Origin of the sequence: Pantoea sp. Mb-10 (assembly GCF_021272205.1) — a bacterium.
Classification (GTDB): Bacteria; Pseudomonadota; Gammaproteobacteria; order Enterobacterales; family Enterobacteriaceae; genus Pantoea.
The window spans coordinates 127260-154097 of record NZ_JAJSDX010000008.1; the positions used below are offsets into that span (position 1 = coordinate 127260).

A 26838-nucleotide genomic window follows, 5' to 3' on the forward strand; every position below is an offset into this window, starting at 1 on the left:
TTTTCCTAAATGAGTTTTCCCTGATGAAAGAACAAGAAAAAGCTGAGATCAAACGTCTCAGCGATCAACTGGACGCGCTTAACCGTAAAGAACCGCAGCTGCTGGAATCCGGCGATGCGGAAAAGCTCGGCGAACTGCTGCGTGAAAAAGAGAAGCTGGTGCAGGAGATCGATCGCCTGCGCAACGTGCGCACTGAGAAGCTGAGTAAAGAAGCGCAACAGCTGCAAAAGCTGGGCTTCAGCCGCGAGATCACCAAAAAAGAGCAGGCCAATCTGGGCGCGTTGAAAAAAAGCGTGCGCGGTCTAGTGGTGGTGCATCCAATGACCGCGCTGGGACGTGAGATGGGTCTGACAGCGATGACCGGCTACGCGAAGCAGCCGTTCTAAGACCGCAAATTACGCGGCGTGTGATACGTCGCGTGACGCCTGCGAATCGGGCGCTGGCGTCACGCCAGCGGCCAGCAGGACCTGCTCGTTCAGCGTATCCAGCAGCGCATAGCGGCGGCGGTACTCCGCCCGCTTCTTACTGGCAATCTCTTCCAGATCTTTACGCACTATGTGCAGCGGCAGCGCAAAGAGTTCATCTGCACGGGCTTCGCCGCCGAGCGACAGCCAAAACTCGCTATAGCTGGCAAAGAACTTGTCGCTCTTGCTGTGGCGATAGCGCATGCTGCGGAATACGTGCGTGGTATCGCCTACGGCATGAATCGCCTGCGCGCCAAGCTGTTTCCCTAAAATAAATACCACTTCCATTAACAAACGCTTAGGGAATACCCCGTGCGCGGCTTTCGTTGCATCGCGAATAACGTCATTGGAGATATGCTTACGCGGCCCCTGCAATCCGCCAATTAATAATGTGCGTTTACCGTTTTCCTGAATAATAGAAAACGAGAGCGACGCAATATTATGACCTTGATAATGCAGCGTTAACGTCACTTCGCCTTCGCGGTCAAAATGACCGGGACAGCAGTGAATAACAAAGGCTTCGTCGTTTTTACCGCTAAAGCTGGCGATAACCTGCGAGGATGAACTCAGCAGCAGCTGACGCAGTTGCACATTCTCTAAATTTCCCACCAGCGTGTAATGATCAAGCAGCGCCTGCGCCCGCTGCGCCACGCTAAAACCTGCGCGTAAGTAAGGGCGATGTGGCTTAGCCGGTAATAACCCCTGCATGCGCATCAGCTGAGGCAAAAAAGGTAATTTCGCCAACTCATTAAGATAATTAAAGGTAGAAACCGGAAAGACCAGTGACCTTAACGCAAATTTAAAGCGAAACATTTTACTGTTCCACAATTTATCTGGACGGGTTTTACCTGTTATTAACTGTACAAACAGAGAAGCTGACGAATCATTATTCGCCTCAGGTGTTGTAATAATAGACATGATATTTTTTTACGTTGTGGGGTCAATTGCGGCTACTGTATGCCCCAAAATATCAACGGCGCGTTAATAACAACGCCACTGCGCTTAACAGCGCCAGAAAAAAAAGCCATCGTTTAAGAAAGGTTTATTTTGTGCAAAAAAAAACCGGTGAATCGCTTCACCGGTTGCTGTGACAAACGCGCTCGCGCTTATTTTGCCGAAGCAAAACGCGCTGCAGCTTCGTCCCAGTTCACTACGTTCCAGAACGCTTTGATGTAGTCAGGACGCTTGTTCTGATACTTCAGATAGTAAGCGTGCTCCCACACGTCCAGGCCAAGGATAGGGAAACCGGACACACCGGCGATCGCTTCGCCCATCAGCGGGTTATCCTGGTTAGCGGTAGACACCACCGCCAGCTTGTCGCCTTTTTTAACCAGCCAAGCCCAGCCCGAGCCAAAGCGCGTTGCTGCTGCTTTCTCAAACTCTTCCTGGAATTTTTCTACGCTACCGAAATCTTTTTCGATCGCCGCTTTCAGGTCGCCCTGCAGCGTGGTGCCCGTTTTCAGGCCTTTCCAGAACAGGCTGTGGTTAGCGTGGCCACCCGCGTTGTTGCGCAGTGGGCCTTTTTTGTCTGCTGGCAGCTGATCCAGTTTAGCGATCAGTTCTTCAACCGGCAGATCGGCAAATTCAGTACCTTCCAGCGCCGCATTGGCGTTGTTGACGTAAGTCTGGTGATGTTTAGTGTGATGGATTTCCATCGTCTGCTTGTCAAAGTGTGGTTCCAGCGCGTCATAGGCGTAAGGCAGGGATGGCAGTGAATAACTCATGTTCTTCCTCTCCATTTATAGTTTGGCAGCACAACCGCGATGGTGTGCCGCGTAAGCAGTCGGATCATTATAGTTAAAAACATGATCCGGAAAAGGGTTATCAATGCCTTAGTAATGATAAGGATTTGATGAATCTGGAAAAAGCGCCGCGCCTCCCCCCTTCCATCCTAGCGCCCTAGCTCGGTTAGCGACCGATCCAGCGCCCCCACCAGCCAGTCAATATCCGCAGTCTGGAACGCCAAAGGCGGACGCAGCTTCAGCACGTTACCGTAAGGCCCCGCCACCGACGTCAGCACGCGGTGTTCGCGCAGCTTTTCAATTAAGTCCAGCGCCAGGGTTTTGTCCGGCGTTTTGCTGTGGCGATCGCGTACCAGCTCAAAGCCGATAAACAGCCCGGCACCGCGCACATCGCCGATGCAATCGTGCCGCGCCATCAGCGTTTGCAGCTCAGCCAGCAGCAGCGCCCCCACCTTTTGACTGTGCGCCTGCAGCTGCTCTTCTTTAATGACCGTCAGCACCGCCTGTGCCGCCGCCATCGCCACTGGGTTGCCACCAAAGGTGTTGAAATACGGAATGCTGTCGCTGAACGCCGCCAGCACGTCGCTTTTTGCCAGCAGGCCGGAGACCGGGATACCGTTGCCCATCGGCTTGCCGGTGGTGATAACGTCCGGCACCACGCCGTGGCGGGCGAAGCCCCAGAACGCGTCGCCGGTGCGCGCAAAACCAGGCTGCACTTCATCGGCGATAAAAATGCCGCCGTTAGCGTGCACCACCTCAATCGCTTTTTTCAGGAACCCGGGCGGATTCGGCAGGACGCCGTCCGAGGAGAAAATCGAATCGGCGAGGAAACCGGCAAATTTGATGCCGTGCGCCTTCATGTCGTCAATCTGCTGTTGAATCTGTCCGGCGAACCACTCGCCCAAATCGGGCGCATCAACGCGATACGCATCCGGCGGCGGGACAAGGCGCGTGGTGGCCGCCAGCGGCTGACCGCTGCCCAGCGCAGGCGACGCGCCGGAAGTGAGCTCGCTGGTGCCGTGATACGCCTCCTGCGACACGATAATGCCGGTGCCGCCGCTGAAGGCGCGCGCCACGCGGATCGCCAGATCGTTCGCCTCCGAGCCGGTACACATGTACATCGCGCGATCGATCGCGTCCGGCGTCGTCGCCAGCAGTTCGTCGGTGTAATCCAAAATGCGCTCATGCAGATAACGCGTGTGGGTGTTCAGCATTTTCATCTGCTGGGTGACCGCCTCAATCACCGCCGGATGGCAATGACCAATGCTCGCCACGTTGTTATAGACGTCGAGATATTTCTCTCCGGCAGCATCCCATAAATATTGCCCTTCGCCGCGTACCAGATGCACCGGCTTACGGTAGAACAGGCGATAAGACTCGCCCAACACTTTGCTGCGCTTGTCGGTTAAACGTCGGGTGGCGGCGTCAAGGCCGTCGGCGTGTTCAGCACGAAAACTGTTGGTGTCCATGATGGTGGAACGTGTAGCCATAATCACTCCCGCTGCGAAGGTAAAGGGATCGAGGATAAACCGCTGCCACTATCATGCCTGCTTTTGCGTCAAATGCAACCAAATACACAAATGCAACAAAATACACATGACGTCGCGCGCGCGCTCAGGTAAGCTGGCGCTCTTGTTCACCACCGGGAAACGTCATGCTGCAGGAAACCCGCTTACACCGTATTCGCGCGCTGCTCGCCACCCAGCATCAACTCAGCACCGAGCGCATCATTCATGAATTAGGGATTTCGCGGGAAACCGCGCGGCGCGACATCATTGAACTGGAAGCCCAGGGGTTAGCGCGTCGCGTGCACGGCGGTTTGGTGGCGGTGAACAGCCAGCCGGAGCCGCCGCTGCAGGTGCGCCGTAACGCGCAGGCGAAAGAAAAGCGCGCCATCGTTAATGCGGCGGCGCAGCAGCTGCAGCCGGGCCAGACGCTGTTTCTGGATGCCGGAACCACCACCACCATGCTGGCCGAAGCGCTGCGTGGAGTAGCGGGCTTAACCATTGTCACCAACAGCCTGCAGGCCGCGCTGGCCCTGAGTGCGGCCGAGGAACATGAAACGCTGAACAATCAGGTGATCTTACTGGGTGGCACCATGATGGCGGGCGCGCAGCAGACGCGCGGAGAGATGACGCTGGCGGAGATTTACCGTTACCACGCGGACGTGGCGCTGCTTTCACCGGTGGGCATTGATGCGCGCAGCGGCGCCAGCAGTTTCCACCCTCATGAAGCCGCTATCGCGCGCGCCATGGTGCAGCAGGCCACACGCACCATTTTGCTGGCAGATCACAGCAAGCTGGGCGTGGTCAGCCGCACTACCTATGCGGCTGTCAGCGACGTGGATCTGCTGATTTGCGACGGCGGGCCCGCGAAACCGGGTGCGCTCAGCGCGCTTCGCCAGGCGCTGCCGCAGGTGATGGTGGTTTAACGCACGCGCTGTGGATGGGTGTAAATTGTGGCCCGGCCCGGTTTGCTGAAGCCCACCAGCGTTAAATTGCAGCGCGCCGCAACCTCAACCGCCAGCTGCGTAGCCGCCGAGACCGCAAACAGAATTTCAACGCCACACATGGCGCTTTTTTGCACCATTTCATAGCTGGCGCGGCTCGACACCAGCACCGCGCCCTGCTGCCACGCCTGTTGGCTGCGGTGGCCCAGCAGTTTATCCAGCGCCACGTGGCGTCCTACGTCTTCACAGCCGCCCAGCAGCGCGCCCTGCGGCGACATCCACGCGGCGGCGTGCGTGCAGCCGGTGAGATTGCCAATCGGTTGAAAATCGCGCAGCTGCGCCAGCCCCGCGTCGAGGTTCGCCAGATCAAACGTTTGGCTAAACGGTAGCGGTTGCAACGGCTTGCCGATTTGTTCGAGCTGCTCAACGCCACACACGCCGCAGCCGGTGCGGCCCGCCATGGCGCGACGCTGTTCTTTTAGCGCCATAAAGCGTCGGCTGGCGAGTTCAATGTGCACTTCAATGCCGTGACAGCCCGGCACCACGTCCATACCAAAAATGTCCGTGGGGCGCTCAATGATGCCTTCGGAGAGGGAAAAACCGAGCGCAAACGCCTCAAGGTCGCCGGGTGTGGCCATCATCACCACGTGCGAAATACCGTTGTACACCAGCGCCACCGGCACCTCTTCTGCCAGCCAATCATGCTCGGCCTGATCAAGGGGGCGACACTGCCATACCTGCGCGTCACGTACGCCTGCAGGGGCCGTTTCAGGCTGTTGAGAAAAGTGCTGTTTCGCTGTCACGTGAGGGTCTCGCGCATCGGTTAAAGAGAAATAGGTGGGGATTTGCCGCCGCCGTTATTCTGAACCCCGTTGCGCGCACGCGCAAAATAAAACGACGCCGAACAAGAGAAAACCGCTCGCATTGCGAAGTGAGTGAGGCCGGTTAACCGCACTTCGGCTGAAGTGTTGGCCCTGGGCTGCTATGATCATCGTCAGCGCTACTGCCCAACACAACAGGAAAACCGTCCCTGATGACTATTCGCATCATTCCACAGGAACAGCGGGAGACGAGCGATAAACAGGCGGTGGAGACGATTCCCCCGTTGCTTTTTCCGCGCTTAAAAAACATTTACAGCCGTCGTGCGGCGCGCTTGCGCCAGCTGGCACCTAAAAATCCGCTGGGCGATTATCTGCGCTTTGCCGCCGTGATCGCGCAGGCGCAGGACATTGTGCTGTACGACCATCCGCTGCATATCGATCTGCGCCAGCGGATCGCGGAGAGCGCCGCGCAGGGCAAGCCGCCGCTGGATATCCACACCTTACCGCGCAGTGCGCACTGGCAGCGTTTGCTGCATTCCCTGATCGCCGAGCTTAAGCCGGAGATGAGCGGCCAGGCGCTGGCGGTGCTGGAGAATCTGGAGAAAGCCTCGTCCAGCGAGTTGGAAAACCTCGCCCAAGCGCTGTTGGCGAGCGATTTTGCCAAAGTCAGCAGCGACACGTCGCCCTTTATCTGGGCAGCGCTGTCGATCTACTGGGCGCAAATGGCGGCGCTGATCCCCGGCAACGCCCGCGCGGAATCCGGCGAGCACCGCCAGTTCTGTCCGGTGTGCGCCAGCGTGCCGGTGACCGGCGTGCTACACATGGACGCCGACCCGCACGGGCTGCGTTACCTGCACTGCAATCTGTGCGAAAGTGAATGGTACGTCGCGCCCGGCAAGTGCACCAACTGCGAACAAACGCGCGATCTGCACAGCTGGTCGCTGGACAACGCCCATGCTACCGTGAAAACCGAGAGCTGCGGCGACTGCGGTACCTATCTGAAACTGCTCTGTCAGGAGCACGATCCGGCCGTTGAGCCGGTGGCAGACGACCTCGCCTCGCTGGTGCTGGATGCGCGCATGGAGCAGGAAGGCTTCGCCCGCAGCAGCATTAACCCGTTTATGTTTCCCGGCGAATAAGCGCGACCCATTCGCCCACTCTTGGCCTCACGGAGATCCTCAATGAAATTGATTGGCAGCTATACCAGCCCGTTTGTGCGCAAAATCTCGGTGATCCTGCTCGAAAAAGGGCTGGTATTCGAATTTTCCAATCAGTCGCCGTGGAGCGAAGAGAGCCACGTCCCGCAGTACAATCCGCTGGGTAAAGTCCCGGCGTTTATTGACGATGCGCAGCGCACCTGGTTCGATTCCGCCATTATTGCCGAAGCAATTGAGCTGCGCGGCGACGCGCCGGCGATGCTGCCCAACGATGCGCTGCAGGCGTTGCAGGTGCGCCAGCTGGAGAAACTGGCCGATGGCATCAGCGAAGCCGCGCTCATGATCGTGCGCGAACAGCTGCGCCCTGGCGATGCGCAGTCAGAAGAGGTGCTGGTGCGCAACCGCGACAAAATTCGTCGCGGGCTGGACAGGCTGGAAGTCGCTGCCGCAGAGGGCGAGCATCTCAACAGCGGCACGCTGAATCTGGCGGATATCGCCACCGGTTGCATGCTCGGCTATCTCAATTTCCGCCGCGTGCTGCCTAACTGGTGCGTTGAGCGCCCCACGCTGGTCAAACTGGCAGAAACGCTGTTCAAGCGTGAAAGCTTTGCCCGCACCGTGCCGCCGGTGAGCTGACGGTCACGCAGCGCATAAAAAAGGGACGCTAAAGCGTCCCTTTTTCACGTTAACACGGCCTTTACTGCAGCAGTGAAATATCCGCGACTTTCAAGAACAGCGCGCGTAATTGCGCCAGCAGCGTCAGACGGTTGATTCGCACCGCCTGATCGTCCGCGTTCACCATCACTTTGTCGAAGAAGTTGTCCACCGCTTCACGCAGCTGCGCCAACTCTTCCAGCGCATCCTGATAGCGGCCTTCGGCGAAGTAAGGCTGCAGCTTGTCGCTCAGCGCGGTCACAAAGGTCGCCAACTGGATTTCCGCGTTCTCTTTCAGCAGCGAAGCCTGGACGGTTTCGTTTAGCGGCTCGTTGGATTTCGCCAGAATGTTGGACACGCGCTTGTTGGCGGCAGCCAGCGCGGCCGCGGACTCCAGCGTGCGGAAATGCGACACCGCTTTCATACGCGCATCGAAATCCGCCGGACGGGTTGGGCGACGTGCCAGCACCGCCTGCAGCGTATCCACGCTGTGGCCCTCTTCCTGATACCAGGCGCGGAAGCGGCCCAGCATAAAGTCGATGACGTCATCCACCACCTTGCCGTTGCTCAGCTTGCTGCCGTAGAGGCGTACTGCCTCTTCGGTCAGGGTTTGCAGATCCAGCGGCAGGTTTTTCTCGACGATAATGCGCAGCACGCCCAGCGCCGCACGGCGCAGCGCAAACGGGTCTTTGTCGCCTTTAGGATGCTGGCCGATGCCGAAAATGCCCGCCAGCGTATCCATTTTATCGGCGATCGCCACCGCGCAAGCCACCGGGCTGGACGGCAGATCGTCGCCAGCAAAGCGCGGCTGATACTGCTCGTTTAGCGCCACGGCCACGTCTTCTGCTTCGCCGTCGTGACGCGCATAGTGCATGCCCATCACGCCCTGCGTGTCGGTGAATTCAAACACCATGTTGGTCATCAGGTCGCACTTCGACAGCAGGCCCGCTCGCGTGGCGTGATTGACATCCGCCCCAATCTGCGCGGCAATCCAGCCTGACAGCGCCTGAATGCGGTCGGTTTTGTCGCGCAGCGTGCCCAGCTCTTTCTGGAACAGCACCGTTTCCAGACGCGGCAGGTTATCTTCCAGACGCTGTTTGCGGTCGGTATTGAAGAAGAACTCGGCATCCGCCAGACGCGGACGCACCACTTTCTCGTTACCGGCAATAATCTGCTGCGGATCGCGCGATTCGATGTTGGTCACGAAAATAAAGTGCGGCAGCAGCGCGCCGTCGTGGCCATACACCGGGAAGTATTTCTGGTCGCCCTTCATGGTGTACACCAGCGCTTCTGCCGGCACCGCGAGGAACTTCTCTTCAAACTTCGCCGTGAGCACCACCGGCCACTCCACCAGCGACGCCACTTCTTCCAGCAGGCTATCGCTGAGATCGGCTTTGCCGCCGAGCTGCTGTGCGGCTGCTTCCGCATCCGCTTTGATTTTGGCTTTACGCGCCGCGTAGTCCGCCATCACCTTACCGCGCGTCAGCAGCTGCGACAGGTAGTTGTCAGCGTGATCCAGCGTGATTTCCGGTTCGCCCATAAAACGGTGGCCGCGAATCACGCGATCCGACTGCACGCCCAGTACGGTGGCAGGAATCAGCTCGTCGCCCAGCAGCAGCGTCACGGTGTGCACCGGACGCACAAACTGTACGTCGCTGGCGCCCCAGCGCATCAGTTTCGGGATCGGCAGCTTGCCCAGCGCGCTGTTGATCATCGCGGGGAGCAGCGCCTGCGCGCTTTCGCCTTTCACCAACGCGCGGTGCACCAGCCATTCGCCTTTATCGGTGCTCAGACGCTCGGCCTGATCGACGGTGATGCCGTTGCCGCGCGCCCAGCCTTCCGCCGCTTTGGTGGCGTTGCCGTCGGCATCAAACGCGGCGGCGATCGCCGGGCCACGCTTTTCCACTTCGCGATCGGGCTGGGCCGCTGCCAGGTTCGCCACGGAGAGCGCCAGTCGGCGCGGCGACGCGAACCAGCTGACCTCGCCGTGGGCAAGCCCGGCGCTGTCCAGTTCAGCGGTAACGTGCGCAGCAAAGGCTTCGGCCAGGCTACGCAGCGCTTTAGGAGGCAGCTCTTCGGTGCCAATTTCCACCAGGAAAGTTTTATCGGTCATGGCTGCCTCTTACTTATTACGGTTGCACATAGGGAAACCAAGCGCCTCGCGTGACGCATAGTAGGCTTCCGCCACGGCTTTGGTCAGGGTACGAATACGCAGGATGTAGCGCTGGCGCTCCGTGACTGAAATCGCCTTGCGCGCGTCCAGCAGGTTGAAGCTGTGCGCGGCTTTGAGAATGCGCTCGTAGGCCGGCAGCGGCAGCGGTTTTTCCAGCGCCAGCAGCTGCTGGGCTTCTTTTTCATACTGCTCGAAGCAGCTGAACAGGAAGTCCACGTCGGCATATTCGAAGTTGTAGGTGGACTGCTCCACTTCATTCTGGTGGAACACGTCGCCGTATGTGGTTTTACCAAAGGCGCCGTCGCTCCATGTGAGATCGTAGACGCTGTCCACGCCCTGGATGTACATCGCCAGGCGCTCCAGACCGTAGGTGATCTCGCCGGTCACCGGTTTGCACTCCAGTCCGCCCACCTGCTGGAAGTAGGTAAACTGGGTCACTTCCATGCCGTTCAGCCACACTTCCCAGCCCAGTCCCCAGGCACCCAGCGTGGGGTTTTCCCAGTTGTCTTCCACGAAGCGGATGTCGTGGATGCCAGGATCGATACCCAGCTCTTTCAGCGATCCCAGATACAGCTCCTGAAGGTTATCGGGATTCGGCTTGATCACGACCTGGAATTGGTAGTAGTGCTGTAAACGGTTCGGGTTTTCACCGTAGCGGCCATCGGTTGGACGGCGCGAAGGCTGCACGTACGCGCTGGCCATGGGCTCTGGCCCCAGCGCCCGCAGGCAGGTCATAGGGTGTGAAGTGCCAGCGCCCACTTCCATGTCCAGCGGTTGAACAATGGTGCAGCCCTGACGCGCCCAGTAATCCTGCAAGGTCAGGATCAGGCCCTGAAAGGTCTTGGTATCAAACTTTTGCATGTTGAATTCGCACGCGATGGGGTGGATGAAAAAAGAGGGCGACAGTATACCCTTTGACCGTGGATTGTGCAGCCGGAAATCCCGCCGCGCGGCGCGGCGGTTGCCGTTTGATTGACAGAGAGCTCTGAATTTCCGTCTCGGAGGTTGTTGACGCGTCACGCACTGGCTACCCTTTGCGCACTGTTTTGCTGTGAGGAAGCCATGTCTGCCAAGATTTACTGGATCGACAACTTGCGTGCCGTCGCCTGTTTGATGGTGATCGTTATTCATACCACCACCTGGTATATCACCGGCCCGATGGCGACAACCGGCCTAAGCTGGGATGTAGCAAACCTGCTTAACTCCGCGTCGCGCGTGTGCGTGCCGCTGTTTTTCATGATCTCCGGCTACCTGTTTTTTGGCGAACGCAGCGCCCAGCGCCGCCATCTGCTGCGCATCGTGCTGTGCCTGCTGTTCTACAGCGCGGTGGCGCTGGCGTACATCACGTGGCTGACGCCGATCAGCGAAGGGCGATCGCTGCTGAAGCTGCTGCAAAAGCCGGTGTTCTATCACCTGTGGTTCTTTTTCGCCATTATTGGCATCTATTTGCTGTCGCCGCTGATTCAGGTCAAAAGCGTGGCGCCGCGCTACGTGGCACTGCTGGTGCTGGTGCTGGCGGTGCTGGCCAATCCCAATACCGTGCCGCAATCGCTGGGGCCGTTTCGCTGGCTGCCGGTGAACCTCTATCTGAGCGGCGACAGTATTTATTACCTGCTCTACGCGCTGCTGGGCCGGGCCATTGGCTGTATGGACACGCAAAAGCGCGGCATCAGCTGGCTGGCGGGACTGGGCTTTGTTGCCTGCGTGATTGGGATCGCACTCGGCACGCGCGCGCTGCTGAAAATCAACGGCGCGTTTAATGACACCTGGTATCTCTACTGCGGACCGCTGGTGTTTATTGCCGCCGTCAGCCTGCTGGTGCTGTTTAAAAACGTGTTTAACCAGCGCACGCTGCCCGGTTTGGTGACCATTTCCCGCTATTCGCTGCCGATCTACGGTTTTCACGCGCTGTTTATTCATTATCTGCGCACCCATCATTACGACGACATGTCACGTCCGTGGCTGGATATGCCGTGGGTATTTGGCGTGACGCTGGCGGGCAGCCTTGTGCTGGCGATGGGATTAAAACGGCTGGATACCCGCCAGTTCGTAAGCTGACGGGTCGCGTTGCGTGCGTCAGGACATCAGCGGCTGAAGCTGCTGGTAGAGGCGGGCAAAGGTCTCGCGGTGTGCCTGATACGTCTTGTGCCGCGCCGCATCGGGCTGATGACGCTGCACCCGCTCGGGCGAAGGCCACTGCGCATCGGGATCGATCGCGCGCTGGGCCAGCTTCGCCGCGCCCAGTGCGGGGCCCACTTCTCCGCCGCGGTGGTAATCCAGCGTCAGCCCACTGATGTCAGCCAGCATCTGCCGCCAGTAAGCACTGCGTGCGCCGCCGCCAATCAGCATCACGCTCTCGGGCTTTACGCCGCAGGCGTGCACCGCATCCATGCCCTCCGCCAGCCCGTACCCCACGCCTTCCAGCACCGCACGCGCCAGTTCCGGGCGGCCGTGCTGATGGGTAAAACCAAAAAACACCCCTTTCGCCGCCGGATTGTTGTGCGGCGTACGCTCGCCAGAAAGATAAGGCAGAAACCACAGCGGCGGCGCGCTGTCGTCTGCTCGCTCCGCTTCCGCCAACAGCTGCGGCACGTCCGCACAGCCGGTCAGCGCAGCGGCCCAATCAAGGCAGGCGGCGGCGCTGAGCATCACCGACATCAAATGCCAGCGCTGCGGCAGCGCATGGCAGAAGCTGTGCACCGCCCGCTGCGGATTGCTGAGGTAGCCGTCGCTTACCACGAAATAGACGCCCGACGTGCCGAGCGACAGCATCGCCTGGCCCGGCGCCTCCATGCCCACGCCCACGGCCCCCGCTGCATTATCGCCCCCACCTGCCACCAGCGGCACCGTGGGCATCTGCCAGCGCGCGGCGATGTCAGCTCGGAGCGTGCCGGTGATGGCATCGCCTTCGTACAGTTCGGGCATCTGCGCCCGCGTCAGACCGCAGGCGCTGAGCAGAGGGTCGCTCCAGCGCCGCTGGGCCACGTCCAGCCACGCGGTGCCCGCCGCGTCGGACATGTCGCTGGCAAAGACGCCGCTCAGGCGCCAGCGCAGGTAGTCCTTCGGCAGCAGCACCTTGGCGACGCGGGCAAAAATAGCCGGCTCATGCTGCTGCACCCATAGCAGCTTGGGCGCGGTAAAACCAGGCATCATCAAATTGCCCGTGATCTGGCGGGCATCCGGTACGCGCTGCTCCAGTTCCCGACACTGCTCGGCGCTGCGCCCGTCATTCCACAAGATAGCCGGACGTAATACATGGTTGTCCGCATCCAGCAGCGTCGCACCGTGCATCTGCCCGCTCAGGCCAATGGCCTGAACCGTGCTCAGATCGTGCTGCCGCGCCAGCGCCTGCATGGCGCGATCGGTGGCCTGCCACCAGCTTTCCGGGTCCTGCTCGCTCCACAGCGGGTGCGGGCGCGTCACCTGTAGCGGCGCCGTTTCTGACCCCTTCACCTGCCCGTGCGCGTCCAGCAGGACGACTTTGACGCCTGAGGTCCCCAGATCGATGCCGATAACCATGCTCTGCTCCTGATAAGGCTAGAAATCGTAGAGGTAGCGATTCACCAGATTTTCCAGCTGCTCCTGGCGCCCGCTGCGATGTTGCGGATTCAACTGCTGCCGATCGGCATGCGCGGCCAGCGACGCCAGGGAAAACTCGCCTGTTAAAATTTGCTGACCAAACTCACCGTTCCAGCCACTGTAGCGCTGCGCGACGCGGCGATCCAACTCGCCGTCGGCGATCATGCGCGCCGCCACTTTCAACGACAGCGCCAGGGTATCCATCGCGCCAATATGGCCGTGGAACAGGTCATATTTATCGGTACTCTGCCGCCGCACTTTGGCATCAAAATTAAGACCGCCGGTGGTAAAGCCGCCCGCTTTGAGAATTTCGTACATCACCAGCGCGTTCTCTTCCACGCTGACCGGGAATTGGTCGGTGTCCCAGCCGCACTGCGCGTCACCGCGGTTGGCATCCACCGAGCCAAAAATGCCCAGCGCAATGGCGGTGGCAATTTCGTGATGGAACGCGTGACCCGCCAGCGTGGCGTGGTTTGCTTCCACGTTCACTTTGATCTCTTTTTCCAGACCAAACTGCTTCAGGAAGCCGTACACCGTCGCCACATCGTAATCGTATTGATGCTTCGTCGGCTCCTGCGGCTTCGGCTCAATCAGCAGCATGCCCTGGAAACCAATTTTATGCTTGTGCTCCACCACCATCTGCATAAAGCGCCCAATCTGTTCGCGCTCCTGGCGTAAATCGGTGTTTAGCAGCGTTTCGTACCCTTCACGGCCGCCCCACAGCACGTAGTTTTCACCGCCCAGCGTTTTGGTGGCCTGCATGGCGCTGCATACCTGGCTGGCGGCCCAGGCGAAGATTTCCGGATCGGGGTTGGTCGCCGCGCCCGCACCGTAGCGTGGATGGGTAAAGCAGTTGGCGGTGCCCCACAGCAGCTTCACGCCGGTTTCCTGCTGCTTTTCCAGCAACTTATCGGTCATCACCGCGAAATTTTCGTGGTAGCTGCGCAGGGAATCGCCTTCTGGCGCCACGTCCACATCGTGGAAACAGTAATAGGGCACGTTGAGCTTGTGGAAAAACTCAAAGGCGACGTCGGCTTTGAGTTTCGCCAGCTGGAGCGCGTCCCCGTTTTTCTGCCACGGGCGATCAAACGCACCCACGCCAAACATATCCGCACCGTTCCAGCAGAAGGTGTGCCAGTAGCACGCCGCAAAGCGCAGGTGCTGCGCCATGGTCTTGCCGAGGATCACTTCATCAGGATTGTAGTGGCGAAACGCCAGCGGATTGGTCGAGGTGGGGCCTTCATAGTGAACGCGATCGATCTGATCGAAATAAGCGTGCATGTTTCGCTCCTTAGCGTGAGACCGGGATGGTCAGCCGATGGCGCTATTTTGCTAAGGAGGCCGCCGCAGGCTCAATTATGATATTTCACACTCAAATTAAGATAATTATTAATTGTGCTCTGTCTCGCAAAAAACGGCGAATTTCGATCGCGCTCATAAAACAGGAAATAAACAAAAAAACGTAATAGCAGGATAAAAATCAGTAATTGATGTTGCCGGAAACTCAGGGCAACAATTCATCCGCCTGGTTCGTACTGGTAAATGACAATAACCTCACCCTACAGGATGACCATGATGAAAATGAAAACCACGCTGTTAGCGGTCTGTGCGGCGCTGGCCCTGTTTAGTCAAGCGGGCGCAGCAAAAGACATTAAGATCGGCATGGCGATTGACGATTTGCGCCTGGAGCGCTGGCAGAAAGATCGCGATATTTTTGTCAAACAGGCTGAAAAATTGGGCGCCAGCGTGTTTGTACAGTCTGCGAACGGCAATGAAGAAACACAGATGTCGCAAATTGAAAATATGATTAATCGCGGCGTCGATGTGCTGGTGATCATTCCCTATAACGGCCAGGTATTAAGTAATGTAGTGGCGGAAGCCAAGCGCGAAGGAATTAAAGTGCTGGCCTATGACCGCATGATTAATAACGCGGATATCGATTTCTATATCTCTTTTGATAATGAAAAAGTGGGCGAACTGCAGGCGGAAAGCCTGGTGAAGCAAGTGCCGAAGGGCAACTATTTTCTGATGGGCGGATCGCCGGTGGATAATAACGCCCGTCTGTTCCGCGAGGGCCAGATGAAAGTGCTGAAACCTTACATCGATAACGGCAGCATCAAAGTCGTGGGCGATCAGTGGGTTGACGCCTGGCTGCCGGAAAATGCGCTGAAAATCATGGAAAACGCGCTCACTGCCAATAAAAACCATATTGACGCGGTGGTGGCATCCAACGACGCGACGGCGGGCGGCGCGATTCAGGCACTGAGTGCCCAAGGGCTGGCGGGCAAAGTGGCGATTTCCGGTCAGGACGCCGACCTCGCGGCCATCAAGCGCATCATGAACGGCACACAAACCATGACGGTGTACAAACCGATCACTGAACTCGCCACCGAAGCGGCGAAAATCGCCGTGGAGCTGGGCAACAATCAAACGCCTGCCAGCAACGGCAAACTGAATAATGGCCTGAAAGAGGTGCCCTCACGCCTGCTGACGCCGATTCCGGTCAACAAAGACAATATTGAAAGCACCGTGGTGAAAGACGGTTTCCATAAAAAGAGCGAGCTCTAAGCGCCTGGCGCAAGGGGAACAGTGATGCTGCTGGAAATGAACCACATCACCAAGCGCTTTGGCGCGGTGACGGCTGTCGATAACGTCAGCTTGCAGCTTGAGGCGGGCGAAGTGATGTCGCTATGCGGTGAGAATGGCTCCGGAAAATCCACGCTCATGAAAATTTTGTGCGGGCTTTACCCGCACAATGAATTTGACGGCGAGATCCATTTTGCTGGCGACCGTATTCAGGCGCAGACCATTCGCGATACCGAGCGCAAAGGGATTGTCATTATTCACCAGGAGCTGGCGCTGGTGCGCCAGCTGACGGTAATGGAGAACATTTTTCTCGGTGCCGAACTGGGTCGCTTCGGTCTGGTGGATGATGAAACCATGACGCTGCGCTGTCAGCAGCTGCTGGCGCGCGTGCAGTTAGACATCAGCCCGCACGCCAAAGTCGGCGAACTGGGGCTGGGCCAGCAGCAGCTGGTGGAGATTGCGCGCGCGCTGAATAAACAGGTGCGCCTGCTGATTCTGGACGAGCCCACCTCCTCGCTCACCGAGCAGGAGACGCAGGTGCTGTTGAGCATCATCAACAACCTGCGCGACCACGGCATCGCCTGTATTTATATTTCGCACAAGCTCAATGAGGTGAAAGCCATTTCTGACACCGTCTGCGTGATCCGCGACGGGCAGCATATCGCCACGCGCCCGGCGGCGGGCCTGAGCGAAGATGACATTATCACCATGATGGTCGGACGCGAACTCACCGCGCTCTACCCGCACGCCCCGCACGACATCGGCGACACGCTGTTGCAGGTCAACAACCTCACGGCGTGGCATCCGGTAAATCGCCATATTCGGCGCGTGGATAACATTTCATTCAGCCTGAAGCGCGGTGAAATATTAGGGATCGCCGGGCTGGTGGGCGCGGGACGCACCGAAACGGTCCAGTGCCTGTTCGGCGTGTGGCCCGGCCGCTGGGAGGGCGAGATCCGTCTGAACGGCGAGGTGATTCGCATCCGCGACTGTCGTGACGCTATCGCGCACGGCATCGCGATGGTGCCGGAAGATCGTAAAAAAGATGGCATCGTGCCGCTGATGGGCGTGGGGAAAAACATTACGCTGGCGGCGCTGGATCAGTTTCGTGAACGCGGCCTGACGCTGAACGAAGCCGCCGAAGAGCAGGCAATCAATGACGCCATTCGCCGTCTGCGCGTGAAAACCTCCTCCCCCGATCTGGCCATTGGCCGCCTGAGCGGCGGGAATCAGCAAAAAGCGATTCTGGCGAAGTGCCTGATGCTGAATCCGCAAATTTTGATTCTGGACGAGCCCACCCGCGGGATCGACGTAGGCGCCCGCCAGGAGATTTACCTGCTGATTAACGCGCTGGTGCAGCAGGGCATCGCGGTGATCGTGATCTCCTCTGAGCTGCCGGAAGTGCTGGGCTTGAGCGATCGCGTTTTGGTGATGCATGAAGGGCGGATCAAAGCCGACCTGATCAACAACAACCTGACTCAGGAGCAGGTGATGGAAGCTGCCCTGCGGAGTGAACACTATGCTTAAAACTGAGCGCACTCAAAGCGTGCCCGGCACGCCGCGCAAACCCACACCGGGCCACCTTTCCCGTTTTAATTTACAGGTGCTGGTCATGCTCGGCGCCATTGTGCTGATCGCCCTGTTCTTTAGCTGGACGACCGACGGCGCCTGGCTCAGCCCGCGTAACGTCTCGAACCTGCTGCGCCAGACCGCCATCACCGGCATTCTGGCGGTAGGCATGGTGTTTGTGATTATTTCCGCCGAAATCGATCTTTCTGTCGGCTCCATGATGGGGCTGCTGGGCGGCGTGGCGGCGATCTTTGACGTGTGGCTCGGCTGGCCACTGCCGCTGACCATTGCGGTGACGCTGCTGCTGGGCCTGCTGCTGGGCACCTGGAACGGCTGGTGGGTCGCCTACCGCAAAGTACCGTCGTTTATCGTGACGCTCGCCGGCATGCTGGCGTTTCGCGGCATTTTGGTGGGCATCACCGACGGCACCACCGTGGCGCCGACCAGCCCGGCCATGTCAGAGATTGGTCAGAGTTACTTACCGGGCGGCGTCGGCTTTGGCTTCGGTATCGCCGGCCTGGCGCTGTTTATGCTGTGGCAGTGGCGGCTGCGGCTGCGCCGTCAGCAGCTCGGCCTGCAGCAGAACGCCGCCAGCGGCGCGGTGGCGCGCCAGGCGATCACCGCCGTTCTGGTGCTGGGCGCCATCTGGCTGCTGAATGATTACCGCGGCGTGCCAACGCCGGTGCTGCTGCTGGGGCTGCTGCTGCTGGCCGGGATGTTTATGGCAACGCGCACCGCCTTTGGCCGCCGCATTTATGCGATTGGCGGTAACATCGACGCCGCGCGGCTTTCCGGCATCAACGTGGCGCGCACCAAGCTCGCGGTGTTTGCTATCAACGGCGTGATGGTGGCGATTGCCGGACTGATTCTCAGCTCCCGCCTCGGTGCGGGTTCGCCCTCCGCCGGGAACATTGCCGAACTGGATGCGATTGCCGCCTGTGTGATCGGCGGTACCAGCCTGGCGGGTGGCGTGGGCACCGTGGCGGGCGCGGTAATGGGGGCGTTTATCATGGCCTCGCTGGACAACGGTATGAGCATGATGGATGTGCCCACCTTCTGGCAGTACATCGTTAAAGGGGCCATTTTGCTGTTGGCGGTATGGATGGATACCGCGACGCGCCGCCGGGTGTAATCGCGGGTGCGATCACACTGTGGCGCGAACCATTTCTGCTGTCGCCGCGCGCGTGCTATCCATGGCGCAGTGGGTTGAGAGGAAAGCGCCATCATGCATGAGAAACGTTATCGCATTACGCTGCTGTTTAATGCCAACAAAGTGTATGACCGCCAGGTGGTGGAAGGCGTCGGCGAGTATTTGCAGGCGTCGCAAACCGACTGGGACATTTTTATTGAAGAGGATTTTCGCTGCCGCGTCGACAATATCCGTGAGTGGCTGGGCGACGGCGTGATTGCCGACTACGACGACCCGGAGATTGAATCACTGCTGGCTAACGTCCACGTGCCGATTGTCGGCGTCGGCGGCTCTTATCATCAGCCACAGGATTATCCGGCGGTGCACTACATCGCCACCGACAACACCGCGCTGGTGGAGAGCGCGTTTCTGCATCTGAAAGAGAAAGGCATCCATCGCTTCGCCTTTTATGGCCTGCCTGCCGCCAGCGGCAAGCGCTGGGCGCAGGAGCGCGAGCAGGCGTTTCGCGAGCTGGTGCGGCGCGAGCGCTATCAGGGCGTGGTCTATCAAGGCATGGAGACCGCGCCGGAAAACTGGCAGCACGCCCAGAACCGCCTGGCCGACTGGCTGCAAACGCTGCCGCCGCAAACCGGCATTATCGCCGTGACCGACGCGCGCGCGCGCCACCTGCTGCAAGCCTGCGAATACCTGAAAATTCCGGTGCCGGAAAAGCTGGCGGTGATCGGAATCGATAACGAAGAGCTGACGCGCTACCTGTCGCGCGTGGCGCTCTCTTCCGTGGCGCAGGGCACGCGGCAGATGGGCTATCAGGCCGCCAAGCTGCTGCACCGCCTGCTGCACAATCCCGCGCTACCGCTGCAGCGCGTGCTGGTGCCGCCGGTCAAAGTGATTGAACGCCGCTCCACCGACTTCCGCTCGCTGCACGATCCGGCGGTGATTCAGGCGATGCACTACATCCGTTTTAACGCCTGTAAAGGCATTAAGGTCGAGCAGGTGCTGGATGCCATTGGCCTGTCGCGCTCTAACCTGGAAAAGCGCTTCCGCGATGAAACCGGCGACACCATCCACGCGATGATCCACCGCGAGAAGCTGGAAAAAGCGCGCGAGCTGCTGGCCTCCTCGTCGCTGAACATCAACGAGATTTCACAAATGTGCGGCTATCCGTCGCTACAATATTTCTATTCGGTGTTTAAGAAAAGCTATGCCACCACGCCGAAAGAGTATCGGCGCGATCACGTAGGCAACGGGGCGTAAAGGCGTTAACGCGGCGGCGAAGCGGCGTTAACGTGGCATTGCCCTCACCTCACTTCTTCTGCGCCAGATTCGCCTGCCAATCACTGAACAGGGTGATCCAGTTACGCGCCGGGATGTTTTTATTCTGCGCCGTGCCAAAGCCGTGTCCACCCTGCTGGAACAGATGCATCTCCACGTCCACCTTGTTCTTGCGCAGCGCGGCAAACATGCCGAGTGTGTTTTGTGGGGAAGCGGTGTTGTCGTTCAGCGCCTGGGCGAGGAACGTCGGTGGCGTCGCGGCGCTGACGCGATCTTCCTGCGAATAACGCGCGATGGTGTCTGGGCTGACATCTTTGCCAAACATCGCCGTGCGCGTACCGACGTGCGTAATACCCGGTTTCAGCGACAGCACCGGATAGATCAGCGCGCTGAAATCGGGCCGGGCAGAGACGCTATCCTGCGCATCGGCGGCGGGGTAGTTGGCGGCGTTGGGATCGTTACTGAGGTTGGCGGCGAGATACGCACCCGCCGAGAAGCCCATCACGCCAATTTGGTTGGGCGCAATGTGGTACTGCGCGGCGTTGCCGCGAATCAGACGCATCGCGCGCTGCACGTCGGCAAAGGCGTGGGTGCGGTTCTCCTCGGTGCCGCCGTGCGGCATGCGATAAAGCAGTACGAATGAGGCATAGCCTTTTTGACTCAGCTGCTGCGCCACATCCAGCCCCTCAGCGTCCTGCATAATATAAGAAAAGCCCCCGCCTGGAATGATAAGCACGGCGGCGTGATTATTTTTTTCAGCAGCAGGCACGTAAATCATTTCGGGATTATTAACATTTGTAACCGCGCGATTGTTATTATTCGAGCGCTTACTAAAATTAACGAATTTATTATTACCGGCATTTTCTTTTGGCCAGATCGGAATTTCCTGATTGGCAAAAGCAGCCGGCAGATACAGCGCAACAACCAGCGAAAACAGTGTAGAAAACTTCATCTCACGGGCTCCATAACCTGAGTAAAAACAGTGATAAACTGTGAAATTGCGTAAAAAACATTAGCGCCACAACACAATACTTACCCAAGAGATAATGAACAGGCCAAAAAATGTAAACGTATTATTTAACCAGGATAGCAAACTATTATCTTTCCCGGCAGCAATATAATATCGGACCAGGAAAAATTAGACTTTTCTCATGTTTACGTTAACAAGGCCATATGTTATAAGTAAATTTTAAACTATAAGAATATGTGACCATGGGAATTTACTGGATCATAAGTCTTAGCCTGACTTTCGTGGCCATCGTCGAAGTCATGTTAAGTAAAAATGAGAACACAGCGCAAATTAGATCGTATGTTTATTTTATTGCCGTTGTCGTACTTTTTACTTTCGGCGGCATTCGTGGCTTAGGTACCGGCCTTGATGATTTCCAGTATCGCGATTTCTTTGTTCACTTTGTTGATAAAATCGTTATTGAAGGATTCTGGCGTACCGTCGAAGAGTTCCGCTATGAACCCGGTATTTTCGCCATCGCAGGCTTTACGCGCATCTTCACTGCCAACCCGGATATCTTTATCTTTGTGTTCGCGGTCATCGCCGTGGGCGTCAACGCGTGGTATTTCCGCAAGCTGACGCCGCTGCCGATTGTGGCGCTGGCGGTCTATTCTGCGCACCTGTTCATTAACAAGGACATGAACCAGATCCGCTTTGGCTTGTGCTCCGCCTTCCTGATGGGCTTTGTTTACCATATGTCGCGGCGCAGTAAGTCCGGCATGTTCACCACTTTTATACTCTCCTTTATCAGCCACGCCACGGCCATTGTCGCGATTTTGATTCCGCTGGCGATGATTGTCAGAAAGAATAAGTACATCCCGATCGCTATCGTGCTGGTCAGCTTGCCGCTGGCCTTTATGGGCAGTTCGGCGCTGATTGCCCTGGTCTCCAGCCATCTGGGCGGGCTGGGCGACCGCGCCATGGGTTACGCCAATCAGGATTCGGCGCAGGAACAGGGTATCGTTACGCTGTCCAACCTGAAGAACATCGGCTTCGTGTTTATTTTTAGCTTTATGCTGCTAGCCGATAAAATTAAAAATGCCGATCCGGTTAAATTCAATACCTATTATATTATGGTTATCACTTTCGCCATTGGTGCGGGCTTAAGGATGGCGCTACAGGATTACGCGTCGGGTGGTCGTCTTGCGAACTATTTATTACAGGTGGAACCGGTGCTGATTTCCCTGTGTATTTGGGAAACCAAAAAGGTGAAAAAAATGGCTGCCGTTGCGGTTACCATTTTAATGGTGCTTTATTACCTCTACTACAACACCGTCGCCAGCAAACAATCGATCACCGGCTACGAGGTTTCGCAAACCTTTAAAATGTTCAACTAAATGCCAGAGCGCTAACGTCAGTTAGCGCTTTTTTATTTCTAAGATAAGACTGATAGATCCCTGAGGAAAGTCTGAATATCTTGAGTGCCCGGTGCATTGCTTGATTTTTGATATCGGAGCACATCTAATAGGTGGACATCTGCCTCCGCAGTTGCTCAGAATATTCCTAACGCCGACGTAAAGTCTTTTACGGCTTTCCCTGGTGACTCGTCACTCATTGAAAGAATGCTAACATGAACGAAAAAAATAATTTTGATATCGTCCGATTCTCGCTCGCCTTTATCGTCATGCTGGTGCATGCCGCCGAAGTGACGAGAAACGCTGATATTCGCTTTTTGGCACACTTTCTCAATAGTGATTTCGCTGTAAAAGGATTTTTCGCAATAAGCGGATTTCTTATTGCAAAAAGTTACTTAAGAAGTAAATCGCTTAAATCTTATTTTATTAAGCGTGCGCAGCGTATTTTGCCCGCCTATATATTCGTCATTATTCTTTGTTTTGTCATTGGCATGTGTTTAACCACCCTGCCGCTGATGGACTTCCTGAAACATAAAGAGACCATCAAGTACCTGATCGCCAACTTCTCGTTCCTGAACTTCATTCAGGCATCGCTGCCCGGCGTGTTTACCGATAACCCCAACCAGCCGCTGGACGGCTCACTGTGGACCATCAAAGCCGAGCTGACGCTCTATGTGCTGCTGCCGTTTGTCGTGCCGATGCTGAAGAAGAGCCCGCTGAAAGTGTGGGGCGCCATCTACGTTATCGCCTGCGCCTGGTTCTTCTACTTCACCATGGTCTACACCGGTGCGAAAGCCGATACGCTGGCTAAGCAGTTTGTGTCGCTCTCGTCCTACTTCTTCTTCGGCAGCCTGCTGGCAGTGCATCAGCCCGCGTTTGAGCGCCTGAAAGAGATCGCCATTGTGTCGCTGGTGGTGTTCTTGCTGTTTAAAAATACCGATTACGCCTTTGTGATTGAGCCGGTTGCCTTCTCGTCAGTGGTGATCTTGTTCTGCACCAATCTGTGCAAAGAGATTAAAATCAGCCAGTACGGCGACCTCTCTTATGGCATGTACCTGTATCACTGGCCGATTATTCAGGTGCTGCAACATTTTGGCGTGTTCGACGCCAATGCGTTCCTGGGCCTGGGGCTGACGATTGCAATCACGCTGGCGCTGGCTTACACCTCGTGGAACCTGCTGGAGAGTCGCTTCCTGAAGCGCACGCACCATGCGCAGCCGTCGATTGCGCCGCCGACCGCCGCACGCGACTAACGCACACACTGAGCCCCCCGGAAACAGGGGGCTTTTTATTTTAGATGGTGGCGCCCATCGAGAGCTGATAGTGCAGATTGACCTGCTCAATGGTGGGCTGCTGATGCAGCTTTTTCAGCACAATCTCCGTGGCGATTTTGCCCATTTCAAAGCGCGGCGTAATCACGCTGGCCAGGCGCGGCGTCGTGACCTGGCCGATGTCCAATCCGTGAAAACCGGCGATCGCCATAGACTGCGGCACGGCGATGCCCGCCGCCTGACACTCCTGTAACACCCCTACCGCTAAATCGTCATTGGTGCAGAGAATGGCATCCATATCCGGATAGAGCTGACGCGCCAGCGTCATCATGCCGGTGCCGATGGACACCGAAGAGACTTTATTGGGCACGATGCGGCCTGCGGGCAAGCCCGCGGCCTGTACGGCGTCACAATAGCCCGCGTAGCGCTGCTCATCGCGCCGATCGGACATTGAGCCAAAATAGATGACCCGCTGCTTGCCGCTGGCCAACAGCAGCTGCGTCATATCAAATCCCGCGCGGTAGTTATCAAAGCCGACGTTGATACGCCCGCGGTTCTCCGTTAACCCCATCACTTCTGCCACGGGAATGGCTGCGGCATTCAGGTACTTTTCCGCCCGCAGCGTATGCGCTGACTCGGTGAGAATCAGCGCTTTTACGTTAAATGCCAGCACGGTGGCGATCTGCTCCTCCTCGCGCTGCGCGTTGTAGTCGTAATTCACCACCAGCGTCTGGTAGCCGTGTGCGCTGGTCACCGATTCGATACCCGCCAACAGGTCAGCGAAAATTTGGTTATTAAACGAGGGGATCAGCACCCCAATTCGCGGCTGCGGCTGGGGAGGACTGGCGGTGCTGAGATCGGCCACGTAGCCAATCTCAGCGATAACGCTGGCGATGCGCTCGGCGGTTTCACGTTTGACCTTTTCCGGGGTGCGCAAATAGCGGCTTACCGTCATTTTGGTCACGCCCGCCAGGGTGGCAATGTCGTCGAGAGTAATGCGCTGCGTTTTCACGGCGGTATCCGCAAAGAAGGCCTGTAATCAACGTATTATGCCCGGCGCGGCCTGAAAAATGAAACGGCACCCTCGTCAGGCTTCGGTTTTTTCATACTGCGTAATCACTGCCAGCGCCAGGCCATTGGCCGGATCGATACGCTCGGGCAAAAAGTGCAGCGCGGTATGGTTGAAGGTATAAGCCAACGTGCTGGCGCGCGCGGCATCGCGCACCGCCTGAGTAAAAGCCGGATAGGCATTCCACGGGCCATCCACGATGATGCTGGTCGGATTCATCAGCTGCATCACCTGACTCAACGCTTGCCCTAAGTGACTGCCCGCAGTCTGCATCACGTCCTGCACGATGGCGGGCGCGGAGTCGAGGTTGCGCAGCGTCAGCCCCGCTTTGCGCTTACCCAGCTGCTGGCGAATGGCCGGCAGGCTGAGCAGCGTTTCCAGACAGCCATGCAGGCCACAGTCACAGCGCAGTCCGTTCGGCTGCGCCTGCATATGCCCAATCTCGCCAGCGGTCCAGCTACTGCCGGTCAACACTGAGCCTTGCTCCACCAGCGCCCCGCCCAGCCCTTCCCCAATGCGCAAATAAAAGTGGCTGTGGGATTGCCGCAGGCCACGTTGCTGCACCGCCAGCAGCGCCGCCGCTTTGACGTTATTCATCACGTAGAGCGGCAGCGGTACGGCATTGCGCAGCGGCGTGAGCACATCCACTTCCTGCCAACCGAGCTGGGCGGAAAAGTGTACCCGACCGCGCTGCGGGTCGATGATCCCGGGAAAGCCCACCCCAATCCCCAGCAGCTCTGGATGGGCTGCGTGCAGCGTCTGGCACACTTCTTTCAACTCATGCATCAGCGCGTGCGGGTCGCGCGTATCGGTTTGCCAGGTCTGTTCAGCGAGCACCTGAGAAAAGTAGTCGGCCACCCGCCAATGCACGGCGTTGCGTTCCACCATGATACCGACGGTTTTCAGCTTTTCTGGTCGCAGGGCGATCTCGATTTTGGGGCGTCCCGCCGCTGCCACGCTCACCGGGCCCAGCGCCTGGATCAGGCCCTGCGCCAGCAAATCGTCCACAATCAGCGAGACGGTATTCTTGTTCAGATCGAGCGCCAGCGCCAGATCCTGGCGGGAGGTGATGCGGGCGGTGCGCAGCTGTGCCATCACCCGCTTGAGGTTGTTGAGTCGGAGTAATGCAGGGCCTTTGCCGGCTGTTCTCATCGCGCGCTCATCTGCAAATGATTGACGTTTGCAGTGTAGCAGTCAGCGCGAATCAGCAGACGTCGTCTGAGCTAATATTCGTCGCCGCGCACGCGGCTGCGGTAACTATCCCAATCAAAGCGCACCCACAGACTCTTGCCCAATCGCATGCGGTCCATCACGCGTTCGCCCAGCAGCGCATTCATGCCCGCCGGATCGAGGTTAGACAGCATCCCGGTAGGCCGTTTAGATGACGAGCGGCGATCAACAATTTGGTTGATGATCACTTTTTCATAGCGCGACTCGCTCTGCATGCCGATCTCATCGATCACCAGCAGATCCACCAGACTCAGATCCTGCAGCAGACGCTCCTCAGTGAGATCGCTGCCGCCGCTGAAGGTGCCTTTCATACTCGACATCAGGTCGGCAACCGTCACAATCAACACGCTTTTGCCGCGCAGAATCAGATCATTGCCTATGGCCGCGGCCAAATGGTTTTTACCGGTGCCAGGGCGGCCTGAAAACACAAAGCTGGCGATGCTGTTTTCAAATTCGGCGGCATATTCCCGCGCCAGCGCCAGCGCTTTGCGCTGGCCGTCATTCTCCACGCGGTAATTGTCGAACGAGCAGTTCATGTGCAGCTCGCGGATACCGGAGCGCCCCATAATGCGCTGCATCTTCATGGCGCGATTTTCACGCACAATCGCTTCCGAGCGCAGTCGACCCTGCTCCTGATTCCAGGCCAGCAGTTCCGCGCCGTTTTTAAATTTCGGCTGCACATCGGACGGCATCATTTTTTTCAGGCGACTGAAAAGATCGTTCGGCGTTTTCATTACTCACCTCGGAATCCATCGGGAATATCGTAATCAGTATTGCTGACCTGCGTACTATCGCGCTTGGGCTGACCGCCGTTGGCCGCGCGGTTCATCTGCACGCTGCGCGCCAGCTTCTGCTGCCACTGCACATGGTGAAACAGGCGCCCCTCTGCCTGCCAGTAGGCCACAAAGGCGGCCAGTTCAGCCGCTGTCACCGGTTCACTTAACGCCACGCCCCAAATGGCGGCCTGACGCTGAAAATCAGCATCTGGCTGCCAGTCGGGATACATGGCAAATTTTCCGGCAGGCACCGCCACCGGCGGGCGATCGGTCTGGAACAGGCTGTCATCCAGCGTGACGTCGCTCGGCTGCTGCGCCGCGGCTTCCAGCGCCAGCAACTGCGCCAGACGCTGCGGCGTCAGCGCATAAAAGGCGGGCGCATTGTGCTGCAGCACCGCGAGCGTACCGTTTTCTGCCTGCTGCAGTGCGGCAAGCGGCGCCTGGCAAAAGCCATCCAGCCCCACCAGCGTTGAAGATAAGATTTTAACTGACATGAAGAAACCTGACGTTGT

24 protein-coding genes are annotated in these 26838 nt (G+C 57.9%); 11 read left to right on the forward strand and 13 right to left on the reverse strand.

Annotation, left to right across the window (positions count from 1 at the left end; genetic code table 11):
* Positions 1 to 23 precede the first annotated feature (23 nt).
* Positions 24 to 386 (forward strand): YibL family ribosome-associated protein, encoded by a 363-nt coding sequence (locus LU196_RS16955; protein WP_232760689.1) that lies wholly within the window; start codon positions 24 to 26, stop codon positions 384 to 386.
* A 9-nt stretch (positions 387 to 395) separates the two neighbouring features.
* Here the strand turns inward: LU196_RS16955 and LU196_RS16960 are convergent, their stop codons facing one another.
* From LU196_RS16960 to LU196_RS16970, 3 genes are all read right to left on the reverse strand, one after another.
* Positions 396 to 1382: a VirK/YbjX family protein gene (locus tag LU196_RS16960; RefSeq protein WP_232760690.1), complete on the reverse strand. Its 987-nt coding sequence runs from the start codon at positions 1380 to 1382 to the stop codon at positions 396 to 398.
* Positions 1383 to 1570: 188 nt separating this feature from the next.
* Positions 1571 to 2188 (reverse strand): superoxide dismutase [Mn], encoded by a 618-nt coding sequence (gene sodA / locus LU196_RS16965; RefSeq protein ID WP_232760691.1) that lies wholly within the window; start codon positions 2186 to 2188, stop codon positions 1571 to 1573.
* A 167-nt stretch (positions 2189 to 2355) separates the two neighbouring features.
* Complete coding sequence (locus LU196_RS16970; RefSeq protein WP_232760692.1) at positions 2356 to 3696, reverse strand: aspartate aminotransferase family protein; 1341 nt, start codon at positions 3694 to 3696, stop codon at positions 2356 to 2358.
* 164 nt (positions 3697 to 3860) lie between these two features.
* Here LU196_RS16970 and LU196_RS16975 point away from each other — a divergent pair, with 164 nt between their 5' ends.
* Positions 3861 to 4637 carry a DeoR/GlpR family DNA-binding transcription regulator gene (locus LU196_RS16975; RefSeq protein ID WP_232760693.1) on the forward strand — a complete coding sequence of 259 codons (777 nt, stop codon included), beginning with the start codon at positions 3861 to 3863 and terminating at the stop codon, positions 4635 to 4637.
* Here the strand turns inward: LU196_RS16975 and fdhD are convergent.
* Positions 4634 to 5458, reverse strand: a complete 825-nt coding sequence (gene fdhD, locus LU196_RS16980) for a formate dehydrogenase accessory sulfurtransferase FdhD (RefSeq protein WP_232760694.1) — start codon at positions 5456 to 5458, stop codon at positions 4634 to 4636. The genes LU196_RS16975 and fdhD overlap by 4 nt on opposite strands.
* A 230-nt stretch (positions 5459 to 5688) precedes the next feature.
* Here fdhD and fdhE point away from each other — a divergent pair, with 230 nt between their 5' ends.
* Entirely contained in the window at positions 5689 to 6615 is a 927-nt protein-coding gene (gene fdhE / locus LU196_RS16985) for a formate dehydrogenase accessory protein FdhE (RefSeq protein ID WP_232760695.1), read from the forward strand.
* 42 nt (positions 6616 to 6657) lie between these two features.
* A complete protein-coding gene (locus LU196_RS16990) occupies positions 6658 to 7269 on the forward strand; it encodes a glutathione S-transferase (RefSeq protein ID WP_232760696.1) in 612 nt (203 codons plus the stop codon).
* Between the two features lie 61 nt (positions 7270 to 7330).
* Here the strand turns inward: LU196_RS16990 and glyS are convergent, their stop codons facing one another.
* Entirely contained in the window at positions 7331 to 9400 is a 2070-nt protein-coding gene (glyS, locus tag LU196_RS16995) for a glycine--tRNA ligase subunit beta (protein ID WP_232760697.1), read from the reverse strand.
* A gap of 9 nt (positions 9401 to 9409) precedes the next feature.
* Complete coding sequence (gene glyQ, locus LU196_RS17000; RefSeq protein WP_232760698.1) at positions 9410 to 10321, reverse strand: glycine--tRNA ligase subunit alpha; 912 nt, start codon at positions 10319 to 10321, stop codon at positions 9410 to 9412.
* 201 nt (positions 10322 to 10522) lie between these two features.
* Here glyQ and LU196_RS17005 point away from each other — a divergent pair, with 201 nt between their 5' ends.
* A complete protein-coding gene (locus tag LU196_RS17005; protein ID WP_232760699.1) occupies positions 10523 to 11518 on the forward strand; it encodes an acyltransferase in 996 nt (331 codons plus the stop codon).
* An 18-nt stretch (positions 11519 to 11536) separates the two neighbouring features.
* Here the strand turns inward: LU196_RS17005 and xylB are convergent, their stop codons facing one another.
* Both xylB and xylA read right to left on the reverse strand, forming a co-directional pair.
* Complete coding sequence (xylB, locus tag LU196_RS17010) at positions 11537 to 12979, reverse strand: xylulokinase (RefSeq protein ID WP_232760700.1); 1443 nt, start codon at positions 12977 to 12979, stop codon at positions 11537 to 11539.
* An 18-nt stretch (positions 12980 to 12997) separates the two neighbouring features.
* Positions 12998 to 14320, reverse strand: a complete 1323-nt coding sequence (xylA, locus tag LU196_RS17015) for a xylose isomerase (protein WP_232760701.1) — start codon at positions 14318 to 14320, stop codon at positions 12998 to 13000.
* Between the two features lie 294 nt (positions 14321 to 14614).
* Here xylA and xylF point away from each other — a divergent pair, with 294 nt between their 5' ends.
* The 4 genes from xylF to xylR all read left to right on the forward strand — a co-directional run bounded on the left by xylF (position 14615) and on the right by xylR (position 19598).
* On the forward strand, positions 14615 to 15607 hold the full coding sequence (gene xylF, locus LU196_RS17020; protein ID WP_232760787.1) for a D-xylose ABC transporter substrate-binding protein: 993 nt from the start codon (positions 14615 to 14617) through the stop codon (positions 15605 to 15607).
* Positions 15608 to 15631: 24 nt separating this feature from the next.
* Complete coding sequence (locus LU196_RS17025; RefSeq protein WP_232760702.1) at positions 15632 to 17152, forward strand: xylose ABC transporter ATP-binding protein; 1521 nt, start codon at positions 15632 to 15634, stop codon at positions 17150 to 17152.
* On the forward strand, positions 17145 to 18326 hold the full coding sequence (xylH, locus tag LU196_RS17030; RefSeq protein ID WP_232760703.1) for a xylose ABC transporter permease XylH: 1182 nt from the start codon (positions 17145 to 17147) through the stop codon (positions 18324 to 18326). Before LU196_RS17025 ends, xylH begins: the two co-directional genes overlap by 8 nt.
* Before the next feature lie 93 nt (positions 18327 to 18419).
* Entirely contained in the window at positions 18420 to 19598 is a 1179-nt protein-coding gene (xylR, locus tag LU196_RS17035; RefSeq protein ID WP_232760704.1) for a D-xylose utilization transcriptional activator XylR, read from the forward strand.
* Positions 19599 to 19647: 49 nt separating this feature from the next.
* Here the strand turns inward: xylR and LU196_RS17040 are convergent, their stop codons facing one another.
* Positions 19648 to 20568, reverse strand: coding sequence for an alpha/beta hydrolase (locus LU196_RS17040; RefSeq protein WP_232760705.1), 921 nt, complete (start codon positions 20566 to 20568; stop codon positions 19648 to 19650).
* A 260-nt stretch (positions 20569 to 20828) separates the two neighbouring features.
* Here LU196_RS17040 and LU196_RS17045 point away from each other — a divergent pair, with 260 nt between their 5' ends.
* Together LU196_RS17045 and LU196_RS17050 are read left to right on the forward strand one after the other, a co-directional pair.
* A complete protein-coding gene (locus LU196_RS17045; RefSeq protein ID WP_232760706.1) occupies positions 20829 to 21962 on the forward strand; it encodes an EpsG family protein in 1134 nt (377 codons plus the stop codon).
* Positions 21963 to 22195: 233 nt separating this feature from the next.
* Positions 22196 to 23233 carry an acyltransferase gene (locus LU196_RS17050; RefSeq protein ID WP_232760707.1) on the forward strand — a complete coding sequence of 346 codons (1038 nt, stop codon included), beginning with the start codon at positions 22196 to 22198 and terminating at the stop codon, positions 23231 to 23233.
* 40 nt (positions 23234 to 23273) lie between these two features.
* On the opposite strand, the gene LU196_RS17055 is transcribed toward LU196_RS17050, so the two are convergent.
* The 4 genes from LU196_RS17055 to dnaT form a co-directional block, all read right to left on the reverse strand.
* A complete protein-coding gene (locus LU196_RS17055) occupies positions 23274 to 24263 on the reverse strand; it encodes a LacI family DNA-binding transcriptional regulator (protein WP_232760708.1) in 990 nt (329 codons plus the stop codon).
* A 75-nt stretch (positions 24264 to 24338) separates the two neighbouring features.
* Positions 24339 to 25472, reverse strand: coding sequence for an ROK family protein (locus LU196_RS17060; RefSeq protein WP_232760709.1), 1134 nt, complete (start codon positions 25470 to 25472; stop codon positions 24339 to 24341).
* Between the two features lie 71 nt (positions 25473 to 25543).
* A complete protein-coding gene (gene dnaC, locus LU196_RS17065; protein WP_232760710.1) occupies positions 25544 to 26284 on the reverse strand; it encodes a DNA replication protein DnaC in 741 nt (246 codons plus the stop codon).
* Positions 26284 to 26820, reverse strand: coding sequence for a primosomal protein DnaT (gene dnaT / locus LU196_RS17070; protein ID WP_232760711.1), 537 nt, complete (start codon positions 26818 to 26820; stop codon positions 26284 to 26286). The genes dnaC and dnaT overlap by 1 nt, the downstream gene beginning before the upstream one ends.
* Positions 26821 to 26838: the final 18 nt, after the last annotated feature.

What these genes read in the sequence shown, in the direction of transcription:
- xylR (WP_232760704.1), top strand. Translation starts at nt 18,420, where the DNA reads ATGCATGAGAAACGTTATCGCATTACGCTGCTGTTTAATGCCAACAAA.
- xylF (WP_232760787.1), top strand. Translation starts at nt 14,615, where the DNA reads ATGAAAATGAAAACCACGCTGTTAGCGGTCTGTGCGGCGCTGGCCCTG.
- glyQ (WP_232760698.1), bottom strand. Translation starts at nt 10,321, where the DNA reads ATGCAAAAGTTTGATACCAAGACCTTTCAGGGCCTGATCCTGACCTTG.
- dnaT (WP_232760711.1), bottom strand. Translation starts at nt 26,820, where the DNA reads ATGTCAGTTAAAATCTTATCTTCAACGCTGGTGGGGCTGGATGGCTTT.
- LU196_RS16970 (WP_232760692.1), bottom strand. Translation starts at nt 3,696, where the DNA reads ATGGCTACACGTTCCACCATCATGGACACCAACAGTTTTCGTGCTGAA.
- LU196_RS16955 (WP_232760689.1), top strand. Translation starts at nt 24, where the DNA reads ATGAAAGAACAAGAAAAAGCTGAGATCAAACGTCTCAGCGATCAACTG.
- LU196_RS16975 (WP_232760693.1), top strand. Translation starts at nt 3,861, where the DNA reads ATGCTGCAGGAAACCCGCTTACACCGTATTCGCGCGCTGCTCGCCACC.
- xylH (WP_232760703.1), top strand. Translation starts at nt 17,145, where the DNA reads ATGCTTAAAACTGAGCGCACTCAAAGCGTGCCCGGCACGCCGCGCAAA.
- LU196_RS17025 (WP_232760702.1), top strand. Translation starts at nt 15,632, where the DNA reads ATGCTGCTGGAAATGAACCACATCACCAAGCGCTTTGGCGCGGTGACG.
- LU196_RS16990 (WP_232760696.1), top strand. Translation starts at nt 6,658, where the DNA reads ATGAAATTGATTGGCAGCTATACCAGCCCGTTTGTGCGCAAAATCTCG.
- xylB (WP_232760700.1), bottom strand. Translation starts at nt 12,979, where the DNA reads ATGGTTATCGGCATCGATCTGGGGACCTCAGGCGTCAAAGTCGTCCTG.
- fdhE (WP_232760695.1), top strand. Translation starts at nt 5,689, where the DNA reads ATGACTATTCGCATCATTCCACAGGAACAGCGGGAGACGAGCGATAAA.
- glyS (WP_232760697.1), bottom strand. Translation starts at nt 9,400, where the DNA reads ATGACCGATAAAACTTTCCTGGTGGAAATTGGCACCGAAGAGCTGCCT.
- LU196_RS17005 (WP_232760699.1), top strand. Translation starts at nt 10,523, where the DNA reads ATGTCTGCCAAGATTTACTGGATCGACAACTTGCGTGCCGTCGCCTGT.
- dnaC (WP_232760710.1), bottom strand. Translation starts at nt 26,284, where the DNA reads ATGAAAACGCCGAACGATCTTTTCAGTCGCCTGAAAAAAATGATGCCG.
- xylA (WP_232760701.1), bottom strand. Translation starts at nt 14,320, where the DNA reads ATGCACGCTTATTTCGATCAGATCGATCGCGTTCACTATGAAGGCCCC.
- LU196_RS17050 (WP_232760707.1), top strand. Translation starts at nt 22,196, where the DNA reads ATGAACGAAAAAAATAATTTTGATATCGTCCGATTCTCGCTCGCCTTT.
- LU196_RS17060 (WP_232760709.1), bottom strand. Translation starts at nt 25,472, where the DNA reads ATGAGAACAGCCGGCAAAGGCCCTGCATTACTCCGACTCAACAACCTC.
- LU196_RS17040 (WP_232760705.1), bottom strand. Translation starts at nt 20,568, where the DNA reads ATGAAGTTTTCTACACTGTTTTCGCTGGTTGTTGCGCTGTATCTGCCG.
- sodA (WP_232760691.1), bottom strand. Translation starts at nt 2,188, where the DNA reads ATGAGTTATTCACTGCCATCCCTGCCTTACGCCTATGACGCGCTGGAA.
- LU196_RS17045 (WP_232760706.1), top strand. Translation starts at nt 20,829, where the DNA reads ATGGGAATTTACTGGATCATAAGTCTTAGCCTGACTTTCGTGGCCATC.
- LU196_RS16960 (WP_232760690.1), bottom strand. Translation starts at nt 1,382, where the DNA reads ATGTCTATTATTACAACACCTGAGGCGAATAATGATTCGTCAGCTTCT.